Raw genomic sequence first — 23,270 nt, 5'->3', positions numbered from 1 at the left:
CGACCTGGGCCACGCCAGCAGCCTGCCGACGCCATATAGCTCCCAATGGCCCACCGCGGGGACAAGCGGCCACGAACCGACGGACGGCGGATCTCCCCCGGACATGACCACCCTGCAGCGATACCTCCTCCAACAATCGCAACAGCGACGCGACCCGCCATCTGGACCCAGCGCGCCCCCGACCGGCTCACCATCGCGCTAGCCAGCGGGCGTGCCATGACACGGTCCACCCCACGACGACGGTTGCCGCTGTGCTCACTCATCCGGACGTACCGACAGCGGATCCCGTGCCGCAACAACAGTTTGGAAACCCGAGGGCGGGCCCGCATGACATCTGCGCGGGCGTCCTCTCGGCCACGCACCAAGTCCCTTGCCGCTTCCTGTTCAACACCGGGGATGGTGACCTCGACGATCTCGCCAAACTTGAGCAACCGCGCCAGATGCAGAGCATCACGGGGCGATGCCCGGTCTGCCGGCGATCAACTCCGCTCGGACACCCTCGAGCGCAACGTGACGCATCGACCCCGAAACTCAGCGATCAGCTCACCATCGCGGTTGACGACCGACGCGTCGTAGATCGAGTTTCGTCCGAACCGCGACCTGAGCCGGGCGGTCGCCGTCAGCTGGTCGCCCGCTTGGGCAGGTCGTGCGAAGACGATGCTCGCCTCCGCCGCCATCGTCACGGGTTGGCCCTCGTTGCAGGCGGCCCCGAACGCCGTGTCGGCGATGAAGAACAGGTATCCCCCGTGGCACGTGCCCAGTCCGTTCAGCATGAACGACGGAACCGTGCCGACGACCTTGGCGAACCCCTCGCTCAGCTCGCGGATCTCGATCCCCAGGTGGGCGGCAGCGGGGTCATGGCCGAGGCTTGACGCCCCTGCTGCAACGGTGTCCGACGGCATGTCAGGCATCTGCGGCCGGGGACCGATCCGAGCGGGAGATGGTCGACGGGAGGCTCGCGCTCCTCAGGATGAGCGTCGAGACGATCTCGTCGAGTGACAGCTGTCCGGACCGGAGTGCCAAGTCCAGCTCATCACGGGTCTCGCGATCGATTGACGACAGGCGCGAGGCGAACTCAGCCATGACCGACCTGGTCACGAACCCGTCAAGTCGGGCCGCCAATCGCTCCTCGTCACTCCTGTCCCGGAACTCCGCCCTCTTGGCCGTGATCGCCTCGTGCAGGTCTTCGAGCCCTCGGCCCTCAGCGGCCACGGTGCTCACGACGGCCGGAGCTCCGCGGTCAGGGTCCCGCAGTTTGAGCATCCGGCGAAGCTGGCTATTGGTACGATCGGCGAAGGGAAGGTCGCTCTTGTTGACGACCAGCACATCCGCGATCTCCAGCAGACCGGCCTTGAGCGCCTGAACGTCATCACCCAGTCCGGGCGCGCTGAGCACGACACGCACGTCAGAGAACTCGGCGATCTCCGTCTCGGACTGACCCGAGCCGACCGTCTCGATGATGATGTTCGACCAACCCGCCGCGTCGAGTGCGTCCAGCATCATGGGCACAGCCAGGGAGAGGCCCCCCAGGTGTCCTCGCGAGGCGACCGACCTGACGAACACCCCGTCGTCCGCGGTGTGGACGCCCATGCGCACACGATCGCCCAACAGGGCGCCCCCGGATATCGGGCTCGAAGGATCCACCGCGAGAACCGCCACCCGCTCGCCCCGGTCTCGGAGGAACCCGATGTACGCATTGATGAGGGTGGACTTGCCCGCACCAGGGGGCCCGCTGAAACCGATGACGAACGCGCGCCCGGTGTGACGACGGAGGTCTCGCGCGAGTGCGCTCGACTCGGCGCCCGAACGCTCCAGCAGTGTCAGTGCCCTTGCCAGTGCGCCCATGTCACCGTTGAGAAGCTTGCCGAGACCCACTGACTGGGTAATCTCCGCAACCCCACTCGTCGACGTCATGTGATGAGAAGCGGCTGACCGAAGCCCAGCTCTTCGCGAAGCGTCGCCACGATCTCGCCGTGGGTGACACCTGCCGTCGCCGCGTCGACGACCTTCTCGAAGACGTTCTCTCGCTCGGCGCTGGCAGACCGGCGCAGTCCGATGATGGCCTTGTCCACCTCGGCCTGGCTCCGATCGCGCTTGAACTGCTTGAACGACTCGACGTGCTCCTTCATCCGCGACTGGTCGGGGCGATAGGGAGGAGGCTGATCGACACCGTCGTCATCTGTCTGGTAGCAGTTCACGCCGACGACCTTTTCCTCACCGTTCTCGATCCTCATCTGCGCGGCCAGGGCGGAGTCGCCGATCATGCGCTGGACGAGTCCCGATCCGACAGCCTCGTACATCCCGCCGGCCGACTCGACGATGCCCATGACTCGCAGGATGTCCTCCTCCATCTGATTGGTCAGGGCCTCGATGTAGAAGGAGCCGCCGAGAGGATCGATCACGTCGCACAGGTGCGCCTCCTCCCGCAGGATGTTCTGCGTGGCGACGGCGATGCGGGCCGAGTCCTCCGTCGGGCAGGTGATGGCCTCGTCGTATGCGTCCGTGTGCATCGACTGCAGTCCGGAGAAGATGCCGGCAGCCGCCTGAACTGCGACTCGAGCCACGTTGTTGAGGGGCTGCTGGGCTGTCAGGTCGACGCCGGACGTTTGTCCGTGGAACTTGAAGCGCCACGATCGAGGGTCCTTCGCTCCCAACCTCTCCTTGGCGATCCGCGCCCAGATGCGACGGCCGGCGCGGAACTTCGCGATCTCCTCGAAGAACGAGATCGACACGTCGAAGAAGAAGGTGAAGCGTGGGAGCACGGAGTCCGGATCCATCCCGCGCGCCATGCAGTCCTCGGCGTACTGGATGGCCGTGGACAGCGTGAAGCCCATCGTCTCGGCCGGAGTCGCTCCGGCCTGCTGCATGTGCTGACCGACCACGGAGACCGGGTTCCAGTTCGGGACCTTTTCCCGGCAAAACTCGATGTGGTCGACGAGCAACCGGCGTGCTCCGGGCTGCGAGAGCCGGTAGAACATGTGGTTGGCCACGTAGTGAGAGATGTAGTCGGACTGGTTCGACGTGCCGGTGATCTTGTCGAACGGGATGCCGCGACGCTTGGCCGTGCCGAGCACGAAGGCCAGCAGCGTGAACGGGGTCGGGTCATTCATGGCCGTCGAGATGCTGTCGAGCGCCACGCCCTCCAGCGCCCTGTCCATGTGATCAGTCGTGTTGATGACGGTTCCACAGGTGCCCAGCAGCGGGAGTGGGACCTGATCACAGTCGACTCCTCGGAAGGCAGAGTTGCATGGCAGCAGGCTGATCGCCGTGCTGCCGAGGTCGAGGATCTTGCGCACACGCTCGTTGTAGTCGTCCGGTGTTCCCAGACCGATCAGCTGACGCTGCGTCCACGTACGCTTGCGGTGCATCGTGGGATAGATCCCACGGGTGAAGGGCCCTTGCCCGGGGAATCCCACATCCTGCACGTACCGGTCCGCGGACCAGTCCTCGGGCGTGTAGAGGGCCGCGATCTCGATGCCAGACCGGTTCCGGACCGACTTGTCGACCCCGATCTGCGCGTCGTACGCGAGCTTCCACTCCGCCTGATCGGCTTCGAATCCGGGCAGCATGGGCTGCTCCCGGTCCAGGGCGGGCCCCACCACGTCGTCCATAGCACTGCTCATGACTGGAACTCCTTCACGCTGGACTTCTTGGCGAGGATACGTTCACCCAGCGCCGCAACCGCGCCGACGATGTCGTCCCGCGACGCTCCGGGTCCGAGCACGCTGTCGACGCCCGAGTCGAAGAGCATCTGGTGCTCGACCTCGGGCACGATCCCCCCGACGACCACACCGACATGCCCCATCGACGCGTCACGCAGGGCCTCCATCAGGTCGGGCACGATCAGGTGATCGGTGGCGAGGGTCGAGATGCCGATGACGTCAACGTCCTCCTGCATGGCCAGCTGGACCACGTCCGTGAGCTCCTGCCACGGAGGCGTGTAGATCACCTCGAAGCCCGCGTCACGAAGGAAGGATGCGACGATTCGCGCGCCGCGATCGTGGCCGTCCAGGCCGATCTTGGTGACGAGTACCCGAATTCGATCTACCACTCTGTCATCCATCAACCTTCTCCTGACGAAGCCTAAAAGTGAGCAAGTGCTTGCTCACATAGTAGGATCTACTCATGAGTCCGTCAATGGTCCGCCGAACATTGTTCCAGTGGTGAGGAAGCCGCCTGACTCGTGCCACTTGACCGCGGATCGGTGACTGTGTCGGCGTTTTCGTAGGTGAGCGCGTTACGGCGTCGCTGATTGACACACCCCGGGGTCGGTAGGGTCCGGTGGTGTTGGTGCGGAAGTCTCCGGGCCGGTCGGGCAGCACGGTGGGCCAGCTTGCTGAGCGCCGTGACGGCCGCGACGTCGTCCTCGAGCATGTCGGCACGGCCCGCACCGACGCCGAGTTGGCGGTGCTCATGGCCCAGGCGCGCCGGCGTTTGCACGAAGGGCAGGGGACCCTCGACCTCGACCTCGACCTCGAGGTCGTCGGGCTTGAGGATGAGGGCGTGCCGCAGCGGCCTGGCCTGATCACGAGCAAGCGCTCGGCGCTGTTGTGGCGGGTCCTCACCGAGGCCTACGCCCGGCTCGGGTTCGACGCCATCGACGATGAGGCCTTCGCTCAACTCGTGCTGGCGCGGATCATCGAGCCGACCTCGAAGGCCGACTCGGTGCGGGTGCTGAAGGAGATCGGTGTTGCGGCGGCGTCGCTGCGCACGATGTTCCGGACCCTGCAACGAGCCACCCAGCGTGACTACCGCGCCCAGATCGCTACGGCCTGCTTCAGCCACGCGATGACTCACGGCGACGTGAGCTTGGTGCTCTACGACGTGACCACGCTGTACTTCGAAGCAGAGAAGGAAGACGAGCTACGTAAGGTCGGCTACAGCAAGGAACGCCGCGTAGACCCTCAAATCGTCGTGGGCCTGCTCGTGGACCGGCACGGGTTCCCCCGCTCGAGATCGGCTGCTTCGAGGGCAACAAGGCCGAGACACTCACGATCATCCCGATCGTCAAGCAGTTCGCCGAGCGCCACGGCATCGCGGACATGGTCGTGGTCGCCGACGCCGGGATGTTGTCCTCGAGCAACTTGCGTGATCTGGCCGAGGCTGGGTTGCGGTTCATCGTCGGCTCCCGGGTCACCAAGGCACCGAAGGACCTGGAGTCCCACTTCCGCTGGCACGGCACCGCGTTCACCGACGGGCAGGTCATCGACACCATCACCCCACGCGACGAGCGCGGCACCGCGGTGAAGAGCAGCGACCCCATGCGTCGGGCCGAGCCCATCTGGGATCGGGCCGTGCATGCGAAGTCGTGGCGCGCGGTGTGGGCCTACTCGCGGAAGCGAGCGGTGCGCGACAACGCGACGCTCACGTTGCAGGAGAACAAGGCCCGTGCCGTCGTGGCCGGGGAGAAGGCCGCCAGGACACCACGGTTCGTCAAGACCCGCAACGGCGCCAACGAGCTCGACGAAACCTCACTGGCCAGGGCACGCGACCTCGTGGGGTTGAAGGGCTACGTCACCAACATCGAGGCCGGCCTGATGCCAGCGGGCGAGGTGATCGCGAGCTACCACGACCTGTGGCACGTCGAGCAGCCCTTCAGGATGTCATAGACCGACCTGGCCGCCCGGCCGATGTTTCACCACACCCGCGAGGCAATCGAGGCCCACCTCACGATCGTGTTCGCCGCCCTCGCGATCGCCCGCCACCTACAGAACGCCACCGGGCTGAGCATCAAGAAGATCGTCCAGACCCTGCGACCGATCCAGCAGATCACCGTCCGCATCGCCGGCCACGAACACGTCGCCGAGGACCCGATCACGCCTGTCACCGCGGCGATCCTCGACGCACTCGGGATCAACGCTCAGTGACACACCCCGGTGACACGAGTCAGGCCTAAAAATGAGCAAGTGCTTGCTCACATAGTAGGATCTACTCATGAGTCCGTCAATGGTCCGCCGAACATTGTTCCAGTGGTGAGGAAGCCGAGCCACGCGTCAGACGCGCAGGCTCCGCATGATGAAGTCGACCTGCTTCTCCGTGAGGTCGGATCCGGGGAGGTCCTTGACCGCCCAGCCCTTCAGAGCTGGCAGGTGTCCCGTCACGATGATGTCGAGAGCGAGGACGTCGGAGCTGGGGCAGTCGAAGACACCTTCGGCGACCCCGCCATCGACGATGTCCTTGAAGGCGCGACTGATCGACGTCTCCTTCTCGCGGAACCGGGACTGCGCATCCGGCGGAAGGTGCCGGTACTCCCGGTACATCAGCAGGATCTGGTCCCGGCTGACCACACACGCGTCGAAGTACTCGGCCAGCGCACCCCGCAGACGGGCCTCCGCCGGTCCGTTCGCCGAGGCAGCCTCGTGGATCCGTTCCAGCAGCCCTCCGTAGATGTCCTCACAGGCCATCACCAGGAGGTCGGACTTCTGCGAGATGTAGCGGTACAGCCCGCCCACACTCAGGCCGGCCTCCTCGGCGAGAACGTTGACCGACAGGCCCTCGTAGCCGATGCGCAGAATTCCCTGACTCGCGAGCTGAGCGATCCGCTCGCGCCGCTCCTCGACCTTGCGCTCCCGCGCCGTCGGTCGCTTCACCTCCGACCCGGCTTCAGCGGCCTTCTCTCTCGAACTCGTCATACCGGTTCATCCTGTCGGGGCCGACGTCTCGTGCGGTCCGAGGCTACACCGCGGCCCGCTTCATTCGCGCGCTCCCGTGCCGACCGGCAGAGCCGGTCAGCCCGGGCCGTTCCACCCGCCACGTCGCGCCGAGGAGAGCTGTGATGCCCGCTCCCCCCAGCATCTTCGCAGAGGACCTGCGTCTGGGTGAGACCTTCGCCCTGGGCGCGAGAGCACTCACCGTGACGGAGATCGTCGAGTTCGGGCGTCTATGGGACCCGCTTGCATTCCATGTCGACCCGAGGGCAGCGGAGAGCAGCAAGTTCGGCGGCCTCGTCGCCAGTGGTGTGCAGACCATCGCCCTTTTCCAGCGGATGTGTGTCGATCAGCAGTTCAGCCACTGGGCACTCCTGGCCGGACGGTCCTTCCGCGACGTGGTCTTCGTCAAGCCCGTGCGTCCGGGCGTGAAGCTCTCGGGATCACTGAGTGTGGCCGAGGTAGCGCACAGGTCCCCCCGAAGCGCGGACGTGGTCCTCGACGGCCTGCTGCTGGACGATGACGAACACACTGTGTTCACCATGACTCTTGTCATCTCGATGCAACGCCGAACCGAAGGGAGCGCGTGAGTCGGCTGTCCTTCACTTCCAGTCGCGGTGATCGACGATCGACCCGGAGGACTCGGCGAGACTGGGCACCGCGACCACGTCGCACGCGAACCTGAGTCCGTCGCGAACCCTGGATCGCACATCGTTGAGCGTCGTGCGCTCGTCGGCGCCGTCCTCCAGGACGACTTCGACGGTCAGCGAGTCGCGATGGTCGACCCTGTCCACGACTAGGCGGAATTGACCGACGCCGGGTCGTCCCGCGATGTACCGGTAGGCTTGGTCTGGCTGCAAGAACATTCCGCGGACCTTGATGCCGTCACCGACCCGACCGAGGACGCCCGCGAGACGCAGGGTGCCATCCGTACCTGTGACCCAGGCGGATATGTCCCCTGTGCCGAATCGAATCATTGGGTAGTCCTGGCGGAAGAGCGTCACGACGATCTGGCCCTCCCTGTCGTACACCGGCTCGCCAGAGATGGGATCACAGATCTCGACGAGGACCCCCTCGGGGATGATCAGCCCTGCTCCCGGCGCATCTTCGTAGCCGATCAGCCCGGCTTCGGCCGTTCCATAGGCGGAGATGACGTGAGGGACCGCCGCCTTCAGCTCTTCCCGCAACGTGTCTGGCAGGGGTTCTGCCGACACGACGGCGCGATGGATCTCCCACCGTTGAGGGTCGAGATCGGCAGACTTGAAGCTGTCGATGAGGACCTTCAGGTAGCTCGGCAGACCCACGTACGCCGTCAGTGGGAGGTCGTGCACCGCTCTCGCCTGGAGCTCTGCTGATCCGATCCCGCCGGGCACCACCCCCGCCCCGACCGAGCCACACGCCTCGTCGAACATCACTCCCGCGGGCGACAGGTGATACCCGAAGCAGTTCATCACGACGTCTCGGGACCCGATGCCGATCGCAGCCAGGGCTTGTCCCCATCGCCACGGGTCGTCCCCGTCGAGCTGAGGTTCGTACAAAGGTCCGGGTGACTGGAAGATTCGCCGCGGGCGAGCCTCCGCCGACAGCAGGCCACCGAACGGCGGGTCGGCGAGCTGCGCCAGTCGCACCTCATCCTTCGACTGCACCGGCAGGGCGATCAGCCCGGCGTAGTCTCGGACGGACTCGGGTCGAAGACCCGCGTCCTTCAGCCGGCGTGCGATCGGATCCAGCCGGTGAGCGCTGCTCACGAGCGCTTCGATGCGGTCGGCGAACTGGTCCAGGTAGGTCTGGTGAATGCTATTCATCATGGCCTCCCGTCCCTACAACCATCGCTTGCGACGCTTGTAGTGCTTGACGTCCCGGTAGCTCTTGCGGGCACCTTCGTCGCCCAGGCCCAGATAGAACTCCTTGACGTCCGGGTTGGCCTTCAGCTCGTCAGCGGATCCCTCGAGGACGATGCGACCCTGCTCCATGATGTATCCGTGATCGGCGATGTCCAGGGCGCGCTTGGCGTTCTGCTCGACGACAAGCACGGTGAGTCCGAGCTCTTCGTTGAGCCGCTTAATGTGGTCGAAGATGTCCTTGACCAGCAGCGGCGCCAGTCCCAGTGAGGGCTCGTCCAGCATGAGCAGTCGCGGACCCGCCATCATGGCCCGACCGATGGCCAGCATCTGCTGCTCGCCCCCGGAAAGGTACCCGGCGACACGGGTGCGGAGATCATGAAGTCGAGGGAAGAAGGAGTACACGAGGTCCTCGGCTTCTTTCTTTTGCTGCCGAGTGCGCGAGTAGGCGCCGGCGGTCAGGTTGTCCGCGACTGTCAGATGGCTGAACACGTGCCGACCTTCCATGCACAGGCTCATGCCCAGTCCTACTCGGGCGGCCGGGTCGAGGCGTGAGATCTCTCGATCCTCCATGCGGATCGTCCCGTCTGTCACCTCGCCGTGCTCGGAGTCGAGCAGTCCTGCCAGCGCCTTCAGCGTCGTGGACTTGCCGGCGCCGTTCGAGCCCAGGAGGGCCACGATGGATCCCGTGGGAACCTCGATCGACAGGCCACGGAGAACGAGAATGACCTCGTCGTAGATGACCTCGACGTTTCGCACCTCGAGCATGTTGTCGGACGTCTTCGGTGAAGAAGGCATCGCGGGGATCGTCATTGCACTCATGCGCACCTCAGCTGTTGTCGGGAAGGTGTGAGAGCGCCGGGACCGGCGCTCTCACACCTCTTAGTTCTTGGGCTCGACGTCGTCCTGGAGCGACACCATCTCGCCGTCCTTGACCTCGAAGATCGACGAGGACGTGGAACCACGGTGCGACGTCTCCGAGAACTCCACCGTGGCGAAGACGCCGCCCGTGTCGACGGGGCCCATGGTCTCCAGAGCCTCGCGGATGGCCGGACCGTCGAGCTCGCCACCGTTCTTGATCGCTTCCTCGATGCCCTCGGCCATGACGTGCATCGTGTACCAGCCCTGGAGGTAGTGAAGACCCTCCTCGTCGAGCGAGTCACCCTTGCTCTCGAGATAGGCAGCCGGGTCATCGAGGCCGGGCTTCCCCGAGTTCGGCGGCGCGACCGGCGTCACCATGATCACGCCCTCCGTCGCCTCATTGCCTGCCGTCTTCAGGAACAGCTCGTCAGAGCACCAGTTGAGGCAGACGACCTTCATGTCGGAACCCTTGGCCTTGACGTCCTTGGCAACCTGGGCGGACGGGCTGGAGACGTTCTGGATGACGATGTACTCGGCACCCTGCGACTCCGCCTGCGACACGAGTCCGACGTAGTTCGACGATGCCGGCATGGCGTAGGACTTGTAGGACAGGCCATAGTCCTTGTCCTTGATCCAGTCCTCACCGTCCTTCAGCGGAGCCGTGCCGAACGGAGAGTCGTTGTGGAACACGGCAACCTTGCCGTCTCCACCTGAGTCCTCCGCGATCCAGTCGAGGGCGACTCGCATCTGGTCGGAATAGGTAGCGATGTTGACGAAGTTGTACGGCGACTCCTCCGGATCGGTCAGCGGCTCTGCCAGTGAGCCCGACATGAACGGCAGCTCGTCCGCACCGACCTTCGCGGTCAGCGCCTCCGTGTCACCTGTGCCCCAGCCCTGGATCACCAGAGAGCCCTCCGACACGTACTTCTTGTACAGCTGCTCAGCCTTGGGCACCTCATAGGTGAAGTCATTCGAGTCCGCCTCGATCTTGCGACCCTCGATCCCGCCCTGCTTGTTCCGCCAGTCGATGTACCCGAGCATTCCTTTGTTGTAGGGCGTTCCGATGTCAGCGGTTGCCCCGGTCAGGTCCGCCATGATGCCCACCTTGATGGCGCCTCCGTCATCGCTGGAGGAGCTGGGCCCCCCGCAGGCCGACAACGCCATAAGGACCGCTGAAACTCCGGCAACGATGACCCAGTTTCTTGCGCGCATTCTGATCGCTCCTTCTGTTGTTTTCGACTCGCCAACGGCGAGCTAGTATCTGAAAGGCCAGAACCGGAAGTAGTCCTTGACCCGTTGCCATATCCGATCGAGACCCCGAGGCTCGAAGATGAGGAAGAGAATGATGATGAGACCGAACATCGCGTTCTTGATCGCGGGCAGCTGATCCGCGATGAACGGCAGACTGCCCTTCACGCTGTCGCTCAGCTCCGTCAGCAGCGGCGGCAGGAGGCTGATGAACACTGCGCCGTAGACAGCGCCGGCGATGCTCCCTAGCCCACCGACCAGGATCATCGCGAGGTAGGTGATGGAGACGTCAAGGGTAAAACGCTCCCACGTGACGGTTTCGGTGTAGTGAGCCGTGAGCGCCCCCGCCAGTCCGACGAAACCGCTCGACAGGGCGAAGGCCGTGACCTTCATCCTCGTCAGGTTCACCCCGATCGCCTCCGCGGCGATGTCCTGGTCGCGAATCGCCATGAAGGCACGACCGAGACCGGTGCGGAAGAGGTTCCGTGCCGCCAACGTGGCGAGGACCGCCACCACCAGCAAGATCCAGTACCACTGGAACTCGAACGCCACCCGGTCGATCTGGAACCCGCCGATGGAGAGGCGGTCGACCGAGATGAATCCCTTTCCCTCGGTCAGCCAGCTCCACCGACGGGCGATGAAGACGATGATCTCCTGCGAGGCGAGAGTGGCGATGGCCAGGTAAAGGCCCTTGAGCCGAAGAGCGGGAAGACCGAAGAAGGCACCCACCGCCGCGGTGAGAAGCACGGCGAGAACGATGCTCAGCACGACGGGCATCCCCCCTCGCGAGCTGAAGATCGCCGACGAGTACGCGCCCACAGCAAGGAAGCCGCCCTGACCGAGGGAGATCTGACCCGTGAAGCCCGTCAGGATGTTCAGGCCAACTGCACCGACGACCGCGATGAGGACGGTGTTCACGATCCCCAGCCAGTAGCCGTTGACGACGTAGGGAAGGGCGACGAGACCGATGATCACCAGGCCGAGGCGTGCGTACTCCGCTCGGGTGTGCCGGAGCGCCAGCTCCTTGCGGTATGAGCGGTGATAGAGACCAGTTGCGGTTGCCATGCGATCAGACCCTTTCGATTCGGGACTCGCCGAAGATGCCGTACGGCTTGACCATCAAGATCGCGACGAGCACGACATAGGGAATGACCTCCGCGAGACCTGGATCGGCATATCCGGACACCATCTGCTTCAGGACGCCGATCGCCAGACCTCCTACGACCGTTCCGGGGACTGAGTCCAGCCCACCGAGGATGACGACAGGGAACACGAGCAGGCCGAAGGCGGCGATCCTGCCGTCGACCGCTCCTACGTCCGCGACCAGCACGCCGGCTATCAGCGCGCTGACAGCTGCGAGGGCCCACGCGAGGGCGAAGATCCGGCGCACCGAGATCCCGACCGTCATCGCGGCTTGCTGGTCGTCCGCGACCGCTCGCATCGCGACTCCGTGTGAGGAGTACCTGAAGAAGGAGGTGAAGCCGGTCAGGACGACGGCGGCGATGGCGATCACGAGGAGCCGATTCAGGGGTACTTGCCCACCGAAGACGGCGACCGGATTGGTCGGCAGGATCGCGGGCATCTCCCGGACAGCAGTGCCGAACAGCATCTGCACGCAGGCTTTCAGGAAGAGCGACAGCCCGATCGTCACCATGATGACGCTGATCGGGTTTTCTCCGATGAGCGGTCGCAGAACGAGCCGCTCGACGACGAGCGCGAGGAGCACGGCTCCCACGGCAGCGATGAGGATCGCGAACGTGAACGGCAGACCTAAGAGGACGAACGCCGAATAGAACATGTACGCCCCGATGAGGAGGAACTCACCCTGCGCGAAGTTGATCACGCCCGTCGCCTTGTAGATCAGGACGAATCCGAGCGCAGCCAAGGCCAGGATGGCCCCGTCTGCCAGGCCGTAGATCAACAGGTTCGTGAAGGTGCTCATCGGCGTCCACTCCACACGGCCCGGCGGTCCAGGCCCTCCTTGGGCGCGAAGGTCGAGAGGTCGAAGATTCTCAGGGCGATGTTCTTCTCGACAGTCGTGCCGTCTTGGTAGGTGATGGCACTCGATACCTGCACGTCGTCATCTCCGTTGCTCAGTGACTCGATGATCTGGGCATAGCGTTGGCTGATGACCGATCGCTTGACCTTCCGGGTCCTGGTGATCTCGTCGTCATCCGGGTCGAACTGCTTGTGCAAGAGCACGAAACGGCGCACCTTGATGGCGTCACGCAGCTCTTCGTTCGTCCTGAAGATCTCTTCGGCGATCACGTCGTAGACCTCCGGCTTCTGGACCAGGTCGCTGTACGTCGTGTAGCTGAGATGCTCATGCTCGGCCCAGGCGCCCACGGTCGCCTGATCAAGGGTGATCAGCGCGGTGACGTCCTCGTGGCTGCCGAGCGAGTCAGCCGCCCCTCCGAACGCAACGGCTTCCTCGACATAGGGCGAGAACTTGATCTTGTTCTCGATGAACGCACTCGAGAACTGAGTTCCGTCCCGCGACACCAGGACGTCCTTGACGCGATCGATGACGACCAGGTGACCGGACTCGTTGAGGTATCCGGCATCACCCGTCTTCAGCCAGCCATCCGCGTCGAGGGCTGCGGACGTCGCGTCGCGATCACCGAGGTAGCCCCCGAACACGGCCGACGAACGGAGCTGGATCTCGCCGGAGTCGCTGAACCTCATCTCCGTGCCGGGGAGCGGAACCCCCACGGAGTCGAAGGCGATGTCGTTATCGCGATGCAGCACGGCGATCCCGCAGATCTCGCTCTGCCCGTAGATCTGCTTGATGTTGACGCCGATGGCGTGGAAGAATCGGAAGGCGTCAGGTCCGAGCGGAGCGCCACCCGTGTAGCCGTGGCGCAGCCTGGACAGTCCGAGCTGGTCTCGGACCGGACGGAGCGCCACCCCGTTGGCCAAGGCCAACCGCAGTCGCTGCACAAAACCGATCTTTCGGCCAGCAGCGATGTCTCCTGCCACCCTGTCGCCCACGTCATAGCCCCACCCGAAGACCGCTCGCTTCAACCATCCGGCCTCGTCGATGCGGACCTGGACGTCTGAGAGCATCGACTCCCAGATGCGCGGCGGGCTGAACATGAGGTCCGGGCCGATCTCCCTGAGGTCCTCGCGCTGGGTCGCGGCGCTCTCGGGGAACGAGACCGTTAGCCCGAAGGACATCCCGCAGGCCACCGCCAACATCTGCTCACCGACCCATGCGAACGGCAGGAAGGAGACGTAGCGATCCTTCGTGGAGATCGGGTCCACCTCGGCAAGACTCTGAGCCATCGACAGGAGGTTGCGGTGAGTCAGCTTTCCCAGCTTGGGTCGTGAGGTCGTGCCCGATGTCGTGCAGATGATCGCGAGGTCGTCGGGATCGATCTTCGCCACTCGTTCGGACAGCCAGGTCGGGTGGAGAGCGCCCCACTCCGCGCCGCTGCTCTCGACGTCCGTGAACAGCCGAAGGCGCGGATCGTCGTAGGACTCGAGACCGTGCGGGTCGTAGTAGATGATGCTGTCGACGCGCACGCTGGCTGCAGCATCGAGTCGGAGCAGCTTGTCGACCTGTTCCTGGTCCTCTGCGACCACCACTCGCACGTCCGCACGGTTCAGGATGTGCTCGATCTCCTCGTTGATGCTCGTCGGGAAGATTCCGACGATCGCCGCACCGATCGACTGAGCCGCGAGCTCAGCGATGAGCCACTCCGGCCGGTTGTCGCCGAGGACCGCCACGACGTCCCCTCGCTCGACACCCAGGCTCGCGAGCCCGTGTGCGAAGTCGCCGACGCGCTGCTCGTACTCCTGCCAGGTGATGGGCTGCCAAATCCCGTAGCGCTTCTCCTGCATCGCCACGTCCTTGGGACGCTCGGCCGCGCACTTGTGCAGAAGCGTCGGGAAGGTCTCTCCTGAGCTCATCAGCTGCCTTCCGATCCCAGGTACGCATCGATGACGGCGGCATCGACCTCGATCTCTTTCGGCGTGCCGTCGGCGATGAGCCGGCCGAAGTCCAGGACGCTGATGCGATCCGAGATGTCCATCACGACACCCATGTCGTGCTCGATCAGGATGACCGTGACCCCAGCAAGCTCATGAACGTCGAGGATGTAGCGGGCGATGTCCTCCTTCTCCTCGCTGTTCATCCCGGCCATCGGCTCGTCCAGCAGCAGGACGGCCGGCTGGATGCACAAGGCCCTCCCCAGCTCGACCCGCTTCTGGATGCCGTACGACAACGAGCCGACCGGCTTGTGCCGGTAGGGCTGCAGGCTGAGCATGTCGATCACTTCTTCGACCAGCTCGCGGTGCCTGATCTCCTGCCGCCGAGCCGGACCGAACCAGGCCATCGACGTCAGAACTCCGTGGCGCATGTGGATGTGCCGTCCCAGCATCAGGTTCTCGAGGACCGTCAGGTGGATGAAGAGCTCGATGTTCTGGAACGACCTGGCCACCCCGATCCTGGCGACTCGGTGGGGGGGCATGCCCACGAGAGAATGAGCCCGACGGGCGCCCGATGAGTCCGCGACGTGCATCGTGATGGCGCCCTCTTGTGGCTTGTAGAGCCCACTGATGCAGTTCAGCAAGCTCGACTTGCCGGCGCCGTTCGGGCCGATGATGGCGTGGATGCTGCCCTGGCGAACTGTCAGGGAGACATCGTCCAGTGCGCTCACACCGCCGAATCGCAGCGAGAGCCCTTCAACGGCGACGAGGGTCTCCCCCGGCGGCACGTTGCTCGAGTTGAGCCGATGTCTGTAGGCCCTGGTGACGGACATGCGACTCCTTGTGGTTGGGATCACAGTGACCATAATTTTCCTCTATGTGAAAAGCAATAGTTATTCTCAAAAGATTGGATTCCTGTTATCGTCAGGTATGGCGCAGAGTCGAGGGGGCGTGATACGCATGGTGGACAAATCCAGCGATGCAGACATCCGGGGAACACTAGGCACGGTGCGCAATGCCATGCTTCTGCTCGATCTGATGAGTGAGGGGCCTGCGTACCGGCAGCTGAGCGAGCTGGCAGAGCTGTCGGGCCTGTCGCTGCCGACGGTCCACCGACTCTTGCGGTCGCTGGTCCTCGCGCAGCTCATCGAGCAACAGGAGCGCACTTCGAGATACGGCCTGGGGCCTGAGCTCGCCAGGCTGTCGCAGCGGTACCTGGCTCGGCTTCCCATCATCGGTGCGCTCAGTCCGTACCTCGTGCCTCTGCGCAACGAGATCAACGCGACGATCCACGTCGGCATCCTCGTGCGTGGCTCAGTCGTCTACGTGGACCGTGTCGACAGCACGACGACCGGCGTGTTCCGAGGCTCGCACCGAACCGAGCCGGCTCTCGCGACCGCCGCGGGCCGCGTGCTGGCGTCCCGCAGCTCCGACGAGGACTGGGCGCGGGCAGTCTCGCGGTCCGACTCGCCGACCCGCCCTCTTCCCCCGGAGGCGCGAAAAGAGTGGTCCGAGAGCCCTTTCCTCGTGGTCGACGGAACGGTGAGCGCCAACCCGGAGATCGCGGTACCGGTCTTCGACGGTTCAGGCACGGTCTGTGCCGCACTCGCCGCGAGCCTGACCGCACCGGCAGATCAGGCCACCATCACGCTGTTCAGCAAGCACCTGACGGAGACTGCCTCGGCGGCCGGAAGGACCCTCGGCCATGGATGACAGCCCAACCAATGCCCAGGCCACGTGGGAAGGCGCGTCGCGACGCGCTGACTGGACCCGCCCCTGGACGACTCTGCGGATCGCCGACGCGCCGTTCGATCGCTGGTTCGTCGACGGTGAGCTGAACGTCTCGTCGAACTGTCTGGATCGCCACCTTCCGGTGCGGTCCACACGGCCAGCGATCCACTGGGAGGGCGAGCCGGGCGATCGCATGACGATCACGTACGGAGAGCTGCACACTCGCGTCGAGACGCTGACCCGAGCGCTTCGCGCCGCGGGGCTGGCCCAGGGTGATCGGGTCGCACTGCACCTGGCATGGCTGCCGGAAACGGCGAGCATCATGCTCGCGTGCGCTCGTATCGGCGCCATCTACAGCGTCATCCCCACACCTCTGCCCGTCGAGGCACTGGCGGAACGTATCCGTGACTTCGAGCCCCGGTTCCTGTTCACCCAGGACGGCGCATGGCGCCGCGGCTCGATCCTCCCGCTGAAGTCTCGAGTGGACGAGGCCCTGGCGGCAGTTCCGGGCGTCGAGCTCACCATCGTCATTCGCCGCACGGGCCAAGATGTCGCGTGGTTCGAGGGAGACCGCTGGTTCCATGACCTGACCACCGAATCCCGACCTGGCGCTCAGCAAGAGGACTCATCACCAGCATCCCTCCCGGCCGAGCATCCGCTGTACGTCGAGGCTCTCGCCAACCGCCGAGGCGACCCCGTGTCGATCACCCACGGCTCGGCGCGCCTCCTGCTGATGTCGGCGATGATCCACCGGTCGAGCGCCGGACAGGACGGGCCTACCTGGATCGCCGGGGACGCACCATGGATCGCGGCACAGTCCTCAGGAATCCTCGGGCCACTGTTCTGGGGTGGAGAGACGGTGCTCTTCGAAGGTGCCCTCGATACGCCGGACCATGGCCGAGCCTGGGACATCGTCCAACGCTACGGAGTCGAGTCCTGGCTCATGTCTCCCTCGACCGCCCGCCTGCTCCGGGACTGGACCGCGTCGACGACTCGGGTACCCGATGTCACCTCACTTCGACATGTCGCGACCATCGGAGAGCGAGCCGACAAGGCAGTGCTCCGGTGGTTCGCCGATGACGTCGGCCAAGGTCGGATCGAGGTGGCCGACGGGTGGGGCCAGGTCCAGCTTGGTGGAGTGGTGCGGTTCGATCGACCCGTTGCTCCCGACGGACTGCCTGACCCGGGGCTCGTGATCGTCGACGTGGACGGCGCATCGGTTGGGCCGGCGACGAAGGGCGAGGTCGTCCTGACGTCGCCGTGGGCGGGCACCGTGATCGGCGTGCACGGTGCGGAGGCCCAACAGGTGATCGACGAGCACTGGAATCGTTTCCCCGGAAGGTACGCGACAGGTGACCAGGCAACCTATGACGCGGACGGCAACATCGAGTTCCTGGGGAGGCTCGACGAGGTCGTGTCGGTGTCTGGCTACCTGGTCTCCCTCACCGAGATCCGAGAAGCTCTCGAGAGTCATCCCTACGTCCACGCGGCGGACGTGTTCGAGGTCCGGCATCCCGCGGCACCGCCCTCGATCCTGGCCGTCGTCACACTTGACCGCGAGACGTCCGCCGTCGGTCCGTTGGAGACTGTGACCCGCGGCCTCCTCGACGACCTTCGCGAGACCCTCGGCGGGCTCGCGAGGCCGCGACGAATCCTGGTGCTGGACCGATTCGGCGATGAGCTGTCGCGACGGCAGAGGCGCGAGGCGCTCGCCGCGATCGCCACCGCCTCGACCCAGAGCGGGGCATCTGACCTCCTCGCGTGGACCCAGGTCGTGGCGACGGCAGGTGTGGACTGGACCTGATCAGCTGCGCGCGGCGTCCTTCTCTATGGCTGCCCGGCAACGCCGCAGTGCAGACACGTCGAGGTCTGACGCCGACCAGTGAAGGCCCGACGGATTCGTCGCCACCACACGCGCGAAGGCCAGGGCGCTCATGACGCTCACAAGCGCCAGGTAGGTGGGGGTCACGTCTTCGGGGGTCTCGCCGCGAGATGTCGCCGGAGCAGCACTCCTCTGAGAAGAAGCGCCGGACCCCCTCGTGCTGAGCCACATCGCGAGACTGAAGACCTGAGGGTCATCGACGAAGCGATCCATCAGTGCGCGAATCTGCGCCTGCAGGTGCTCTGGTGGGAGAGGCTCCGAGAAGTCAGAGATCCCGAGGGCCCTTTGCGCGACAGCCGTGAACAAGTGCTCCTCGGTGCCGAACTGCTCCCGAATCGACGTGGCACTGACCCACGAAGCGGAGATGATCCGTCTATCCGCCCGTGAACCGGTCCACGAGCAGCGAACTCGGCGTGTGCCGCAGCCAGCACTCGGGACGCTTCGCGCGATGCGGGTGCTGCCGTCGAATCCATCGCCTGCATGCTGCATCCCTTCGCTACGTGTCTGTCGACGCTCCTCGACAACTAGGCCAGTAGCGCTCTTCGAAAAGTAGGCCACCCGACCACGATGGATTGGGTGATGACAGTGGAGGACTGGGCTGAGATGCGGCGGCTGCATGCGCAGGAGCAGTTGTCGATCAGGGCGATCGCGAAGCATCTGGGGATCGCGCGCGACACCGTTGCCAGGGCGGCGGTCGCGCAGCGGCCACCGCGGTACGTGCGGCCACCGGTGGCTTCGCGTTTCGACGCCTACGAGCCGCGGGTGCGGGAGCTGTTGAAGGACTTCCCCGCGATGCCGGCCACGGTGATCGCCGAGCGGGTCGGCTGGGAGGGCTCGCCGTCGTGGTTCCGCAAAGGGTCGCGGGCCTGCGGGTCGACTACGCACCGCGCGACCCGGCCGATCGTTTGGAGTACCGCCCCGGGGACCAGGCCCAGTGCGACCTGTGGTTCCCGCCGGTCAAGATCGCGCTGGGGCCGGGGCAGCGCGCGACCCCACCGGTGCTGGTGATCGTGTCGTCCTACTCCCGGTTCATCACCGCGATGATGCTGCCCTCGCGAACCACCGGCGACCTGCTCGGCGGGATGTGGGAACTGATGTCGAGCCAGCTCGGCGCGGTCCCGCAGCGACTGATCTGGGACAACGAGGCAGGCATCGGGCGTCGCAACCGCTACGCCGAAGGCGTGACCGGGTTCTGCGGCACCCTGGCCACCAGGATGGTGCAGTTCAGACCGTTCGACCCCGAGTCCAAGGGCATCGTCGAACGCGCCAACGGGTACCTGGAAACATCGTTCCTGCCCGGGCGGGCCTTCACCAGCCCGGCGGACTTCAACACCCAACTCGGCCAGTGGCTCCCGCTCGCGAACGGACGCATCGTGCGCCGTTTGGGTGCCCGTCCGGTCGAGCGGATCGGCCTGGACCGGGCCGCGATGCTGGCCCTGCCACCGATGCCGCCAGCGACCGGTTTCAGGGCCCGGGTCCGGCTCCCGCGTGACTACTACGGTCGTGATCGGCAGGATGGTCGAGGTCCACGCGGACCTGGACACGGTCACCGTGACCTGCGATGGCCGCGCCGTCGCAAACCACCGGCGGTGTTGGGCCACCGCCCAGACGATCACAGATCCCGACCACGTCGCTACCGCACGGCGGCTGCGCCAAGCGATCCTGGCCCCACCCGTCGTCGCGTCCGACGCGCTGCTGCGGGACCTGGCCGACTACGACACCGCATTCGGTGTCGACCTCGACACTCACGTCGACGCTGATGGGCAGGTCGCCTGATGGCCACGAAGCCCACCACCTCAGCGGCGGTCGCGAAAGAGACGGCCAAGCAGATCGAGTACCTCTCCCGGGCGCTGAAGGCACCACGGATCCGTGAGGCTGCGGCCAGGCTGGCTGATCAGGCCCGCGACGCGTCGTGGACCCACGAGGAGTACCTCGCTGCCGTGCTGTCGCGGGAGGTCTCAGCCCGCGAAGGATCAGGTGCCGAGCTCCGGATCCGGGCCGCGGGGTTCCCGGGCCGCAAGTCGCTCGAGGACTTCAACCTCGACCACCAGCCCGCACTCAAGCGCGACACGATCGCGCACCTAGGAACCGCAACGTTCATCGACGCCGCCCAGAACCTCGTGCTCCTCGGCCCGCCCGGGACCGGGAAGACCCACCTCGCGATCGGGCTCGGGATCAGAGCAGCCCACGTCGGGCACCGGGTCCTGTTCGCGACCGCGACCGAATGGGTCACCCGACTCCAGAGCGCCCACACCACCGGCCGGCTGAGTCACGAGCTCGCACGGCTACGCCGCTACGGACTCATCGTGGTCGACGAGGTCGGCTACATCCCGTTCGAGCAAGACGCCGCGAACCTGTTCTTCCAACTCGTCACCAGCCGCTACGAACACGCCTCGCTGATCCTCACATCGAACCTGCCCTTCGCCCGCTGGGGCGACGTGTTCGGTGACCAGGTCGTCGCCGCCGCGATGATCGACCGGATCGTCCACCACGCAGACGTCCTCACCCTCAAAGGCAGCTCCTACCGGCTCAAGGACAGTGGCATCGACACGCTGCCCTCCGCCAGAGCCGAGAACACGGCACAGTGACCAACACCGAAGTGGCCCAACTTTCAAAGAGCAGAACCGGCCGAACTTTCGACGAGCGCTGACAGTGTCAGAAGCCTACCGTGCTGTCATCACATCGCGTAGCACCGGTCGCATCGCTCACCCGGCATTGGACGACCTCCGGTGTCACGAGGTCAGCCTCTGCGTGAGCACGTGCGCCTGGTCTCGAGCAGGAGCTGACCGAGCTCTTGTCGCCGACCCTCGCGGAAGCGTGACTCGACTCCCGTCAGGCTCAGCGCCCACGCCGGAGCGCCGGAGCGCTGGAGCGCTGGAGCGCTGGAGCGCTGGAGCGATCGAACACGGCCGACGCCATTCCCCAGCTTCCTTCGACGACGAGGCCCGAATTCGTCGCGTACCCCGCCTGCCGCGTCTCCGCGACCCGCGCTCGCAACGGCCCGTCGCCGTGCGCCTCCCCCCACGATTCCTCGAGCTCGGCCCGCGCCAGGTACGCCTCGAGCTCACGTTCCGGGAGGTGGGACAAGATGGCCAGTCCGGCCGACGCCACCCCGAGCGGGATGTCAACGGCGGATGCCCTCGTGGAGCACATGGGAGCGCAGCGCGAAGCTACCCTCCTCGCTCAGCAGACAGACGGTCTCGTCACCGCGGCGAACTGAAGGACAGAGCCCTGCGGGGTGGTGGGCTTTGAGGTGATCCTCGGTGCCTACACGTCGCTGCTCTCGATGGCGGCGACGGGCTCAGTATTGCTGGCCTCGTAGAGCTTGGCCATGGAGCCTTCGGACAGGTAGCCGACCTGCCCGGATAGCGAACCCCGGGTTCACGGCTGATCAGCGGATGCACCACCATTCCAGCGTCCCGGAAGACGCGTCCGGAGGTCGTCGCCGGGACTGGGGAGCGCCTTCCGGAACCTCTGGCGCGGGCGCGACCATGTTCGTGGCAACCTGAGCGCCCCAACGACACCTACGGCCTGGCACATGCTCAGGTTCCCGGCGAAACCGTCAATATTCACGCGAACTTCTAACTGGCTGTCGCGATCGCGTCGTTCGTGTACGTGAGCCGCCTCTCGAGCGGCGTGAGCAGCGTCTGCACCTTGTATCGCTGGTCGCCGACCATCCACAGGGCTCGGCCCTTCTCCTGCATCGCCCAGTTGGTGATGACTGCCTGCTGCATCTCCGAGAGCCCCATCAGCCGGCCGAGCTCGTCGGCGACCGACTCGTCTTGGCCCATCAGGATGCGAATGTCGGAGAGGTTGAGCAGGTCCTTGGCGATCTGGGCGGCCTGGCTGCCCTGATCGCCGGCCGAGAGCGGGTCGGACGGTTTGTGGTAGGTCACGATCTGGATGTCGCCCTCGGTACGCGAGAGACGCAGGTTGGCGTCCAGCGCCAGCACCGCGTCCAATGAAAGTCGGGTCTGCAGCCACGCCTCGTCTCGCAGCACGATCCGCCGATCCCCTGCGGAGGCCATCTCGCGCATCCCCTGGCCCCAGGAGTTGAGGCACATCAACGCGATGCCGACGGCGACCTTGTTACCGGTCTCGTGCAGGGAGCGCAGGGACAGTGTTTGGATCGGTGCACGCCAGTCGGGGCGGTAGGTGGACTCGGTGTCGAACATGCCCTGCAGCGAGCCCTCGCACAGTGCACCCAAGGCGTCGCGCAACGGACGTGTGCCGTCGTAGAAGTCCTGCCGGGAGGAGTAGCGACAGTCCGCGACCAGGTCGTCGGCGGGTGAGTCGAGTGCCGCCCACACCTGAGGGATGGTCACCGGTTTGAGCCGCGATGCCCTGGTCGACCAGCCGGTCAGATGACGCAGCACCCTATTGATCACTCGTTCCTCGGTCGGGGTGAACCTCACCCCCTGGGAGCCGATTAGGCCCCGGATCAAGAACAGCCAGCGGTTGAAGATCACGGTGGCGCTACGGTGCTGTTCCTCACGGGTCTGGTTCTCCCAGTCCACCCCGAGTGGGCCGAAGTCGAGGGGGTTGATCCGGCCAGCAAGACCGGGTCCGATGCGGAACGGGTCGACGCCCAGGAACCGCGCCAAATCCTCGTACTCGTCCTTGACGTCACCAAGTACCAGGGACCGGTAGCCGTAGCGGATCATCCGGAGCATGAACGCCTTGACGATCGCGGATTTACCGCGCCCCGGCTTGCCGAAGATGAAGATGTTGGGGTTGGTGACCGGGATCGCGTCGTCGAGGACCCAGCCCATCGGGTCGCAGTAGAACTTGCCGCCCGAGAGCACGTCGTAGCCCAACTCCGCACCCCACGGCGGCAGCCCGTCGCCGGAGATCAGCGGCCACAGGACCGGGGTCTCCTCCGACGTTATCTGGTAGCCGGCCAGCGGGGGCAGCGTGGGAGCCCAGCCGTGGCCCATCCGCCGTACACCGTTGTGCTTGACCGATCCGGGGAACAGTTTCTCGGCCGGCGGCGCCGACGCCGGGGCCGCCTTGCGCGGCATCGTCGTTCCGAAGTCCGACAGGAGGTCATCGATCGTCCGCGACGCCGGCCGGTCCTTCTTGGTGCCGCCACGTGAGCGGGTCCGGGTCGCGGTCATGCTCACAACTCCC

Annotated in this window: 19 protein-coding genes and 2 pseudogenes; 6 read left to right on the top strand and 15 right to left on the bottom strand. The window is 65.5% G+C overall.

All coding sequences use genetic code 11. From position 1 onward, the window contains the following. Nucleotides 1-479: 479 nt before the first annotated feature. From paaI to CF8_RS04535, 4 genes are read right to left on the bottom strand one after another with little or no spacing between them, the layout of a single operon-like run. Entirely contained in the window at nt 480-902 is a 423-nt protein-coding gene (gene paaI / locus CF8_RS04550; protein ID WP_010831965.1) for a hydroxyphenylacetyl-CoA thioesterase PaaI, read from the bottom strand. A 1-nt stretch (nt 903) separates the two neighbouring features. Beyond that, nucleotides 904-1,875: a methylmalonyl Co-A mutase-associated GTPase MeaB gene (meaB, locus tag CF8_RS04545; protein WP_232211575.1), complete on the bottom strand. Its 972-nt coding sequence runs from the start codon at nt 1,873-1,875 to the stop codon at nt 904-906. A gap of 35 nt (nt 1,876-1,910) precedes the next feature. Next, entirely contained in the window at nt 1,911-3,623 is a 1,713-nt protein-coding gene (locus CF8_RS04540; RefSeq protein WP_269634808.1) for an acyl-CoA mutase large subunit family protein, read from the bottom strand. Continuing rightward, on the bottom strand, nt 3,620-4,063 hold the full coding sequence (locus tag CF8_RS04535; protein ID WP_036490229.1) for a cobalamin B12-binding domain-containing protein: 444 nt from the start codon (nt 4,061-4,063) through the stop codon (nt 3,620-3,622). The genes CF8_RS04540 and CF8_RS04535 overlap by 4 nt, the downstream gene beginning before the upstream one ends. 218 nt (nt 4,064-4,281) lie before the next feature. Here CF8_RS04535 and CF8_RS23645 point away from each other — a divergent pair. After that, a pseudogene (locus CF8_RS23645) lies at nt 4,282-5,867 on the top strand (IS1634 family transposase). Between the two features lie 126 nt (nt 5,868-5,993). Here the strand turns inward: CF8_RS23645 and CF8_RS04525 are convergent. Further along, nucleotides 5,994-6,632 carry a TetR/AcrR family transcriptional regulator gene (locus tag CF8_RS04525; RefSeq protein ID WP_010831958.1) on the bottom strand — a complete coding sequence of 213 codons (639 nt, stop codon included), beginning with the start codon at nt 6,630-6,632 and terminating at the stop codon, nt 5,994-5,996. 143 nt (nt 6,633-6,775) lie between these two features. Here CF8_RS04525 and CF8_RS04520 point away from each other — a divergent pair, with 143 nt between their 5' ends. Beyond that, nucleotides 6,776-7,237, top strand: coding sequence for a MaoC/PaaZ C-terminal domain-containing protein (locus CF8_RS04520; RefSeq protein ID WP_010831957.1), 462 nt, complete (start codon nt 6,776-6,778; stop codon nt 7,235-7,237). Nucleotides 7,238-7,249: 12 nt separating this feature from the next. Here CF8_RS04520 and CF8_RS04515 read toward each other — a convergent pair whose 3' ends face one another. From CF8_RS04515 to CF8_RS04485, 7 genes are all read right to left on the bottom strand, one after another. Further along, the gene (locus tag CF8_RS04515) at nt 7,250-8,395 is read right to left on the bottom strand and encodes a phenylacetate--CoA ligase family protein (RefSeq protein ID WP_198016946.1); all 1,146 of its coding nucleotides are present in this window, start codon (nt 8,393-8,395) and stop codon (nt 7,250-7,252) included. 72 nt (nt 8,396-8,467) lie between these two features. Beyond that, on the bottom strand, nt 8,468-9,301 hold the full coding sequence (locus CF8_RS04510) for an ABC transporter ATP-binding protein (protein ID WP_010831955.1): 834 nt from the start codon (nt 9,299-9,301) through the stop codon (nt 8,468-8,470). A 69-nt stretch (nt 9,302-9,370) separates the two neighbouring features. Continuing rightward, a complete protein-coding gene (locus tag CF8_RS04505; protein WP_269634814.1) occupies nt 9,371-10,513 on the bottom strand; it encodes an ABC transporter substrate-binding protein in 1,143 nt (380 codons plus the stop codon). A gap of 90 nt (nt 10,514-10,603) precedes the next feature. Further along, nucleotides 10,604-11,572: a branched-chain amino acid ABC transporter permease gene (locus tag CF8_RS04500; protein ID WP_198016944.1), complete on the bottom strand. Its 969-nt coding sequence runs from the start codon at nt 11,570-11,572 to the stop codon at nt 10,604-10,606. Nucleotides 11,573-11,666: 94 nt separating this feature from the next. Then, entirely contained in the window at nt 11,667-12,539 is an 873-nt protein-coding gene (locus CF8_RS04495) for a branched-chain amino acid ABC transporter permease (RefSeq protein ID WP_036492185.1), read from the bottom strand. After that, nucleotides 12,536-14,509 carry an AMP-binding protein gene (locus tag CF8_RS04490; RefSeq protein ID WP_010831951.1) on the bottom strand — a complete coding sequence of 658 codons (1,974 nt, stop codon included), beginning with the start codon at nt 14,507-14,509 and terminating at the stop codon, nt 12,536-12,538. The genes CF8_RS04495 and CF8_RS04490 overlap by 4 nt, the downstream gene beginning before the upstream one ends. Continuing rightward, nucleotides 14,509-15,360, bottom strand: coding sequence for an ABC transporter ATP-binding protein (locus CF8_RS04485; protein WP_010831950.1), 852 nt, complete (start codon nt 15,358-15,360; stop codon nt 14,509-14,511). The genes CF8_RS04490 and CF8_RS04485 overlap by 1 nt, the downstream gene beginning before the upstream one ends. 175 nt (nt 15,361-15,535) lie before the next feature. Here CF8_RS04485 and CF8_RS04480 point away from each other — a divergent pair, with 175 nt between their 5' ends. Both CF8_RS04480 and CF8_RS04475 read left to right on the top strand, forming a co-directional pair. Next, nucleotides 15,536-16,240, top strand: coding sequence for an IclR family transcriptional regulator (locus CF8_RS04480; RefSeq protein ID WP_198016943.1), 705 nt, complete (start codon nt 15,536-15,538; stop codon nt 16,238-16,240). Next, complete coding sequence (locus CF8_RS04475; RefSeq protein ID WP_010831948.1) at nt 16,233-18,062, top strand: AMP-binding protein; 1,830 nt, start codon at nt 16,233-16,235, stop codon at nt 18,060-18,062. The genes CF8_RS04480 and CF8_RS04475 overlap by 8 nt, the downstream gene beginning before the upstream one ends. Here CF8_RS04475 and CF8_RS22935 read toward each other — a convergent pair whose 3' ends face one another. After that, nucleotides 18,063-18,698, bottom strand: coding sequence for a hypothetical protein (locus CF8_RS22935; protein ID WP_232211573.1), 636 nt, complete (start codon nt 18,696-18,698; stop codon nt 18,063-18,065). Nucleotides 18,699-18,716: 18 nt separating this feature from the next. Between CF8_RS22935 and istA the strand changes: the two are divergent. Together istA and istB are read left to right on the top strand one after the other, a co-directional pair. Next, a pseudogene (gene istA, locus CF8_RS04465) lies at nt 18,717-19,916 on the top strand (IS21 family transposase). Continuing rightward, a complete protein-coding gene (gene istB, locus CF8_RS04460) occupies nt 19,916-20,728 on the top strand; it encodes an IS21-like element helper ATPase IstB (protein ID WP_010831946.1) in 813 nt (270 codons plus the stop codon). Before istA ends, istB begins: the two are co-directional and overlap by 1 nt. 250 nt (nt 20,729-20,978) lie before the next feature. Here istB and CF8_RS04455 read toward each other — a convergent pair whose 3' ends face one another. Then, nucleotides 20,979-21,293 (bottom strand): IclR family transcriptional regulator domain-containing protein, encoded by a 315-nt coding sequence (locus tag CF8_RS04455; protein WP_051204111.1) that lies wholly within the window; start codon nt 21,291-21,293, stop codon nt 20,979-20,981. 428 nt (nt 21,294-21,721) lie between these two features. Beyond that, nucleotides 21,722-23,257 (bottom strand): ATP-binding protein, encoded by a 1,536-nt coding sequence (locus tag CF8_RS04450; RefSeq protein ID WP_036492183.1) that lies wholly within the window; start codon nt 23,255-23,257, stop codon nt 21,722-21,724. Nucleotides 23,258-23,270: the final 13 nt, after the last annotated feature.

Origin of the sequence: Nocardioides sp. CF8 (assembly GCF_000389985.1) — a bacterium.
Taxonomy (GTDB): Bacteria; Actinomycetota; Actinomycetes; order Propionibacteriales; family Nocardioidaceae; genus Nocardioides; species Nocardioides allogilvus.
The sequence above is the reverse complement of the archived record's forward strand: the minus strand, read 5'-3'. Positions and strand labels throughout refer to the sequence as shown.

Bases quoted from the DNA above. Each gene is read 5' to 3' on its own strand.
- CF8_RS04495 (WP_036492185.1), bottom strand. From the start codon at position 12,539: ATGAGCACCTTCACGAACCTGTTGATCTACGGCCTGGCAGACGGGGCC.
- CF8_RS04475 (WP_010831948.1), top strand. From the start codon at position 16,233: ATGGATGACAGCCCAACCAATGCCCAGGCCACGTGGGAAGGCGCGTCG.
- CF8_RS04450 (WP_036492183.1), bottom strand. From the start codon at position 23,257: ATGACCGCGACCCGGACCCGCTCACGTGGCGGCACCAAGAAGGACCGG.
- CF8_RS04535 (WP_036490229.1), bottom strand. From the start codon at position 4,063: ATGGATGACAGAGTGGTAGATCGAATTCGGGTACTCGTCACCAAGATC.
- CF8_RS04455 (WP_051204111.1), bottom strand. From the start codon at position 21,293: ATGTGCTCCACGAGGGCATCCGCCGTTGACATCCCGCTCGGGGTGGCG.
- CF8_RS04540 (WP_269634808.1), bottom strand. From the start codon at position 3,623: ATGAGCAGTGCTATGGACGACGTGGTGGGGCCCGCCCTGGACCGGGAG.
- CF8_RS04485 (WP_010831950.1), bottom strand. From the start codon at position 15,360: ATGTCCGTCACCAGGGCCTACAGACATCGGCTCAACTCGAGCAACGTG.
- CF8_RS04520 (WP_010831957.1), top strand. From the start codon at position 6,776: ATGCCCGCTCCCCCCAGCATCTTCGCAGAGGACCTGCGTCTGGGTGAG.
- CF8_RS04505 (WP_269634814.1), bottom strand. From the start codon at position 10,513: ATGGCGTTGTCGGCCTGCGGGGGGCCCAGCTCCTCCAGCGATGACGGA.
- CF8_RS04510 (WP_010831955.1), bottom strand. From the start codon at position 9,301: ATGACGATCCCCGCGATGCCTTCTTCACCGAAGACGTCCGACAACATG.
- CF8_RS04525 (WP_010831958.1), bottom strand. From the start codon at position 6,632: ATGACGAGTTCGAGAGAGAAGGCCGCTGAAGCCGGGTCGGAGGTGAAG.
- CF8_RS04490 (WP_010831951.1), bottom strand. From the start codon at position 14,509: ATGAGCTCAGGAGAGACCTTCCCGACGCTTCTGCACAAGTGCGCGGCC.
- paaI (WP_010831965.1), bottom strand. From the start codon at position 902: ATGCCGTCGGACACCGTTGCAGCAGGGGCGTCAAGCCTCGGCCATGAC.
- istB (WP_010831946.1), top strand. From the start codon at position 19,916: ATGGCCACGAAGCCCACCACCTCAGCGGCGGTCGCGAAAGAGACGGCC.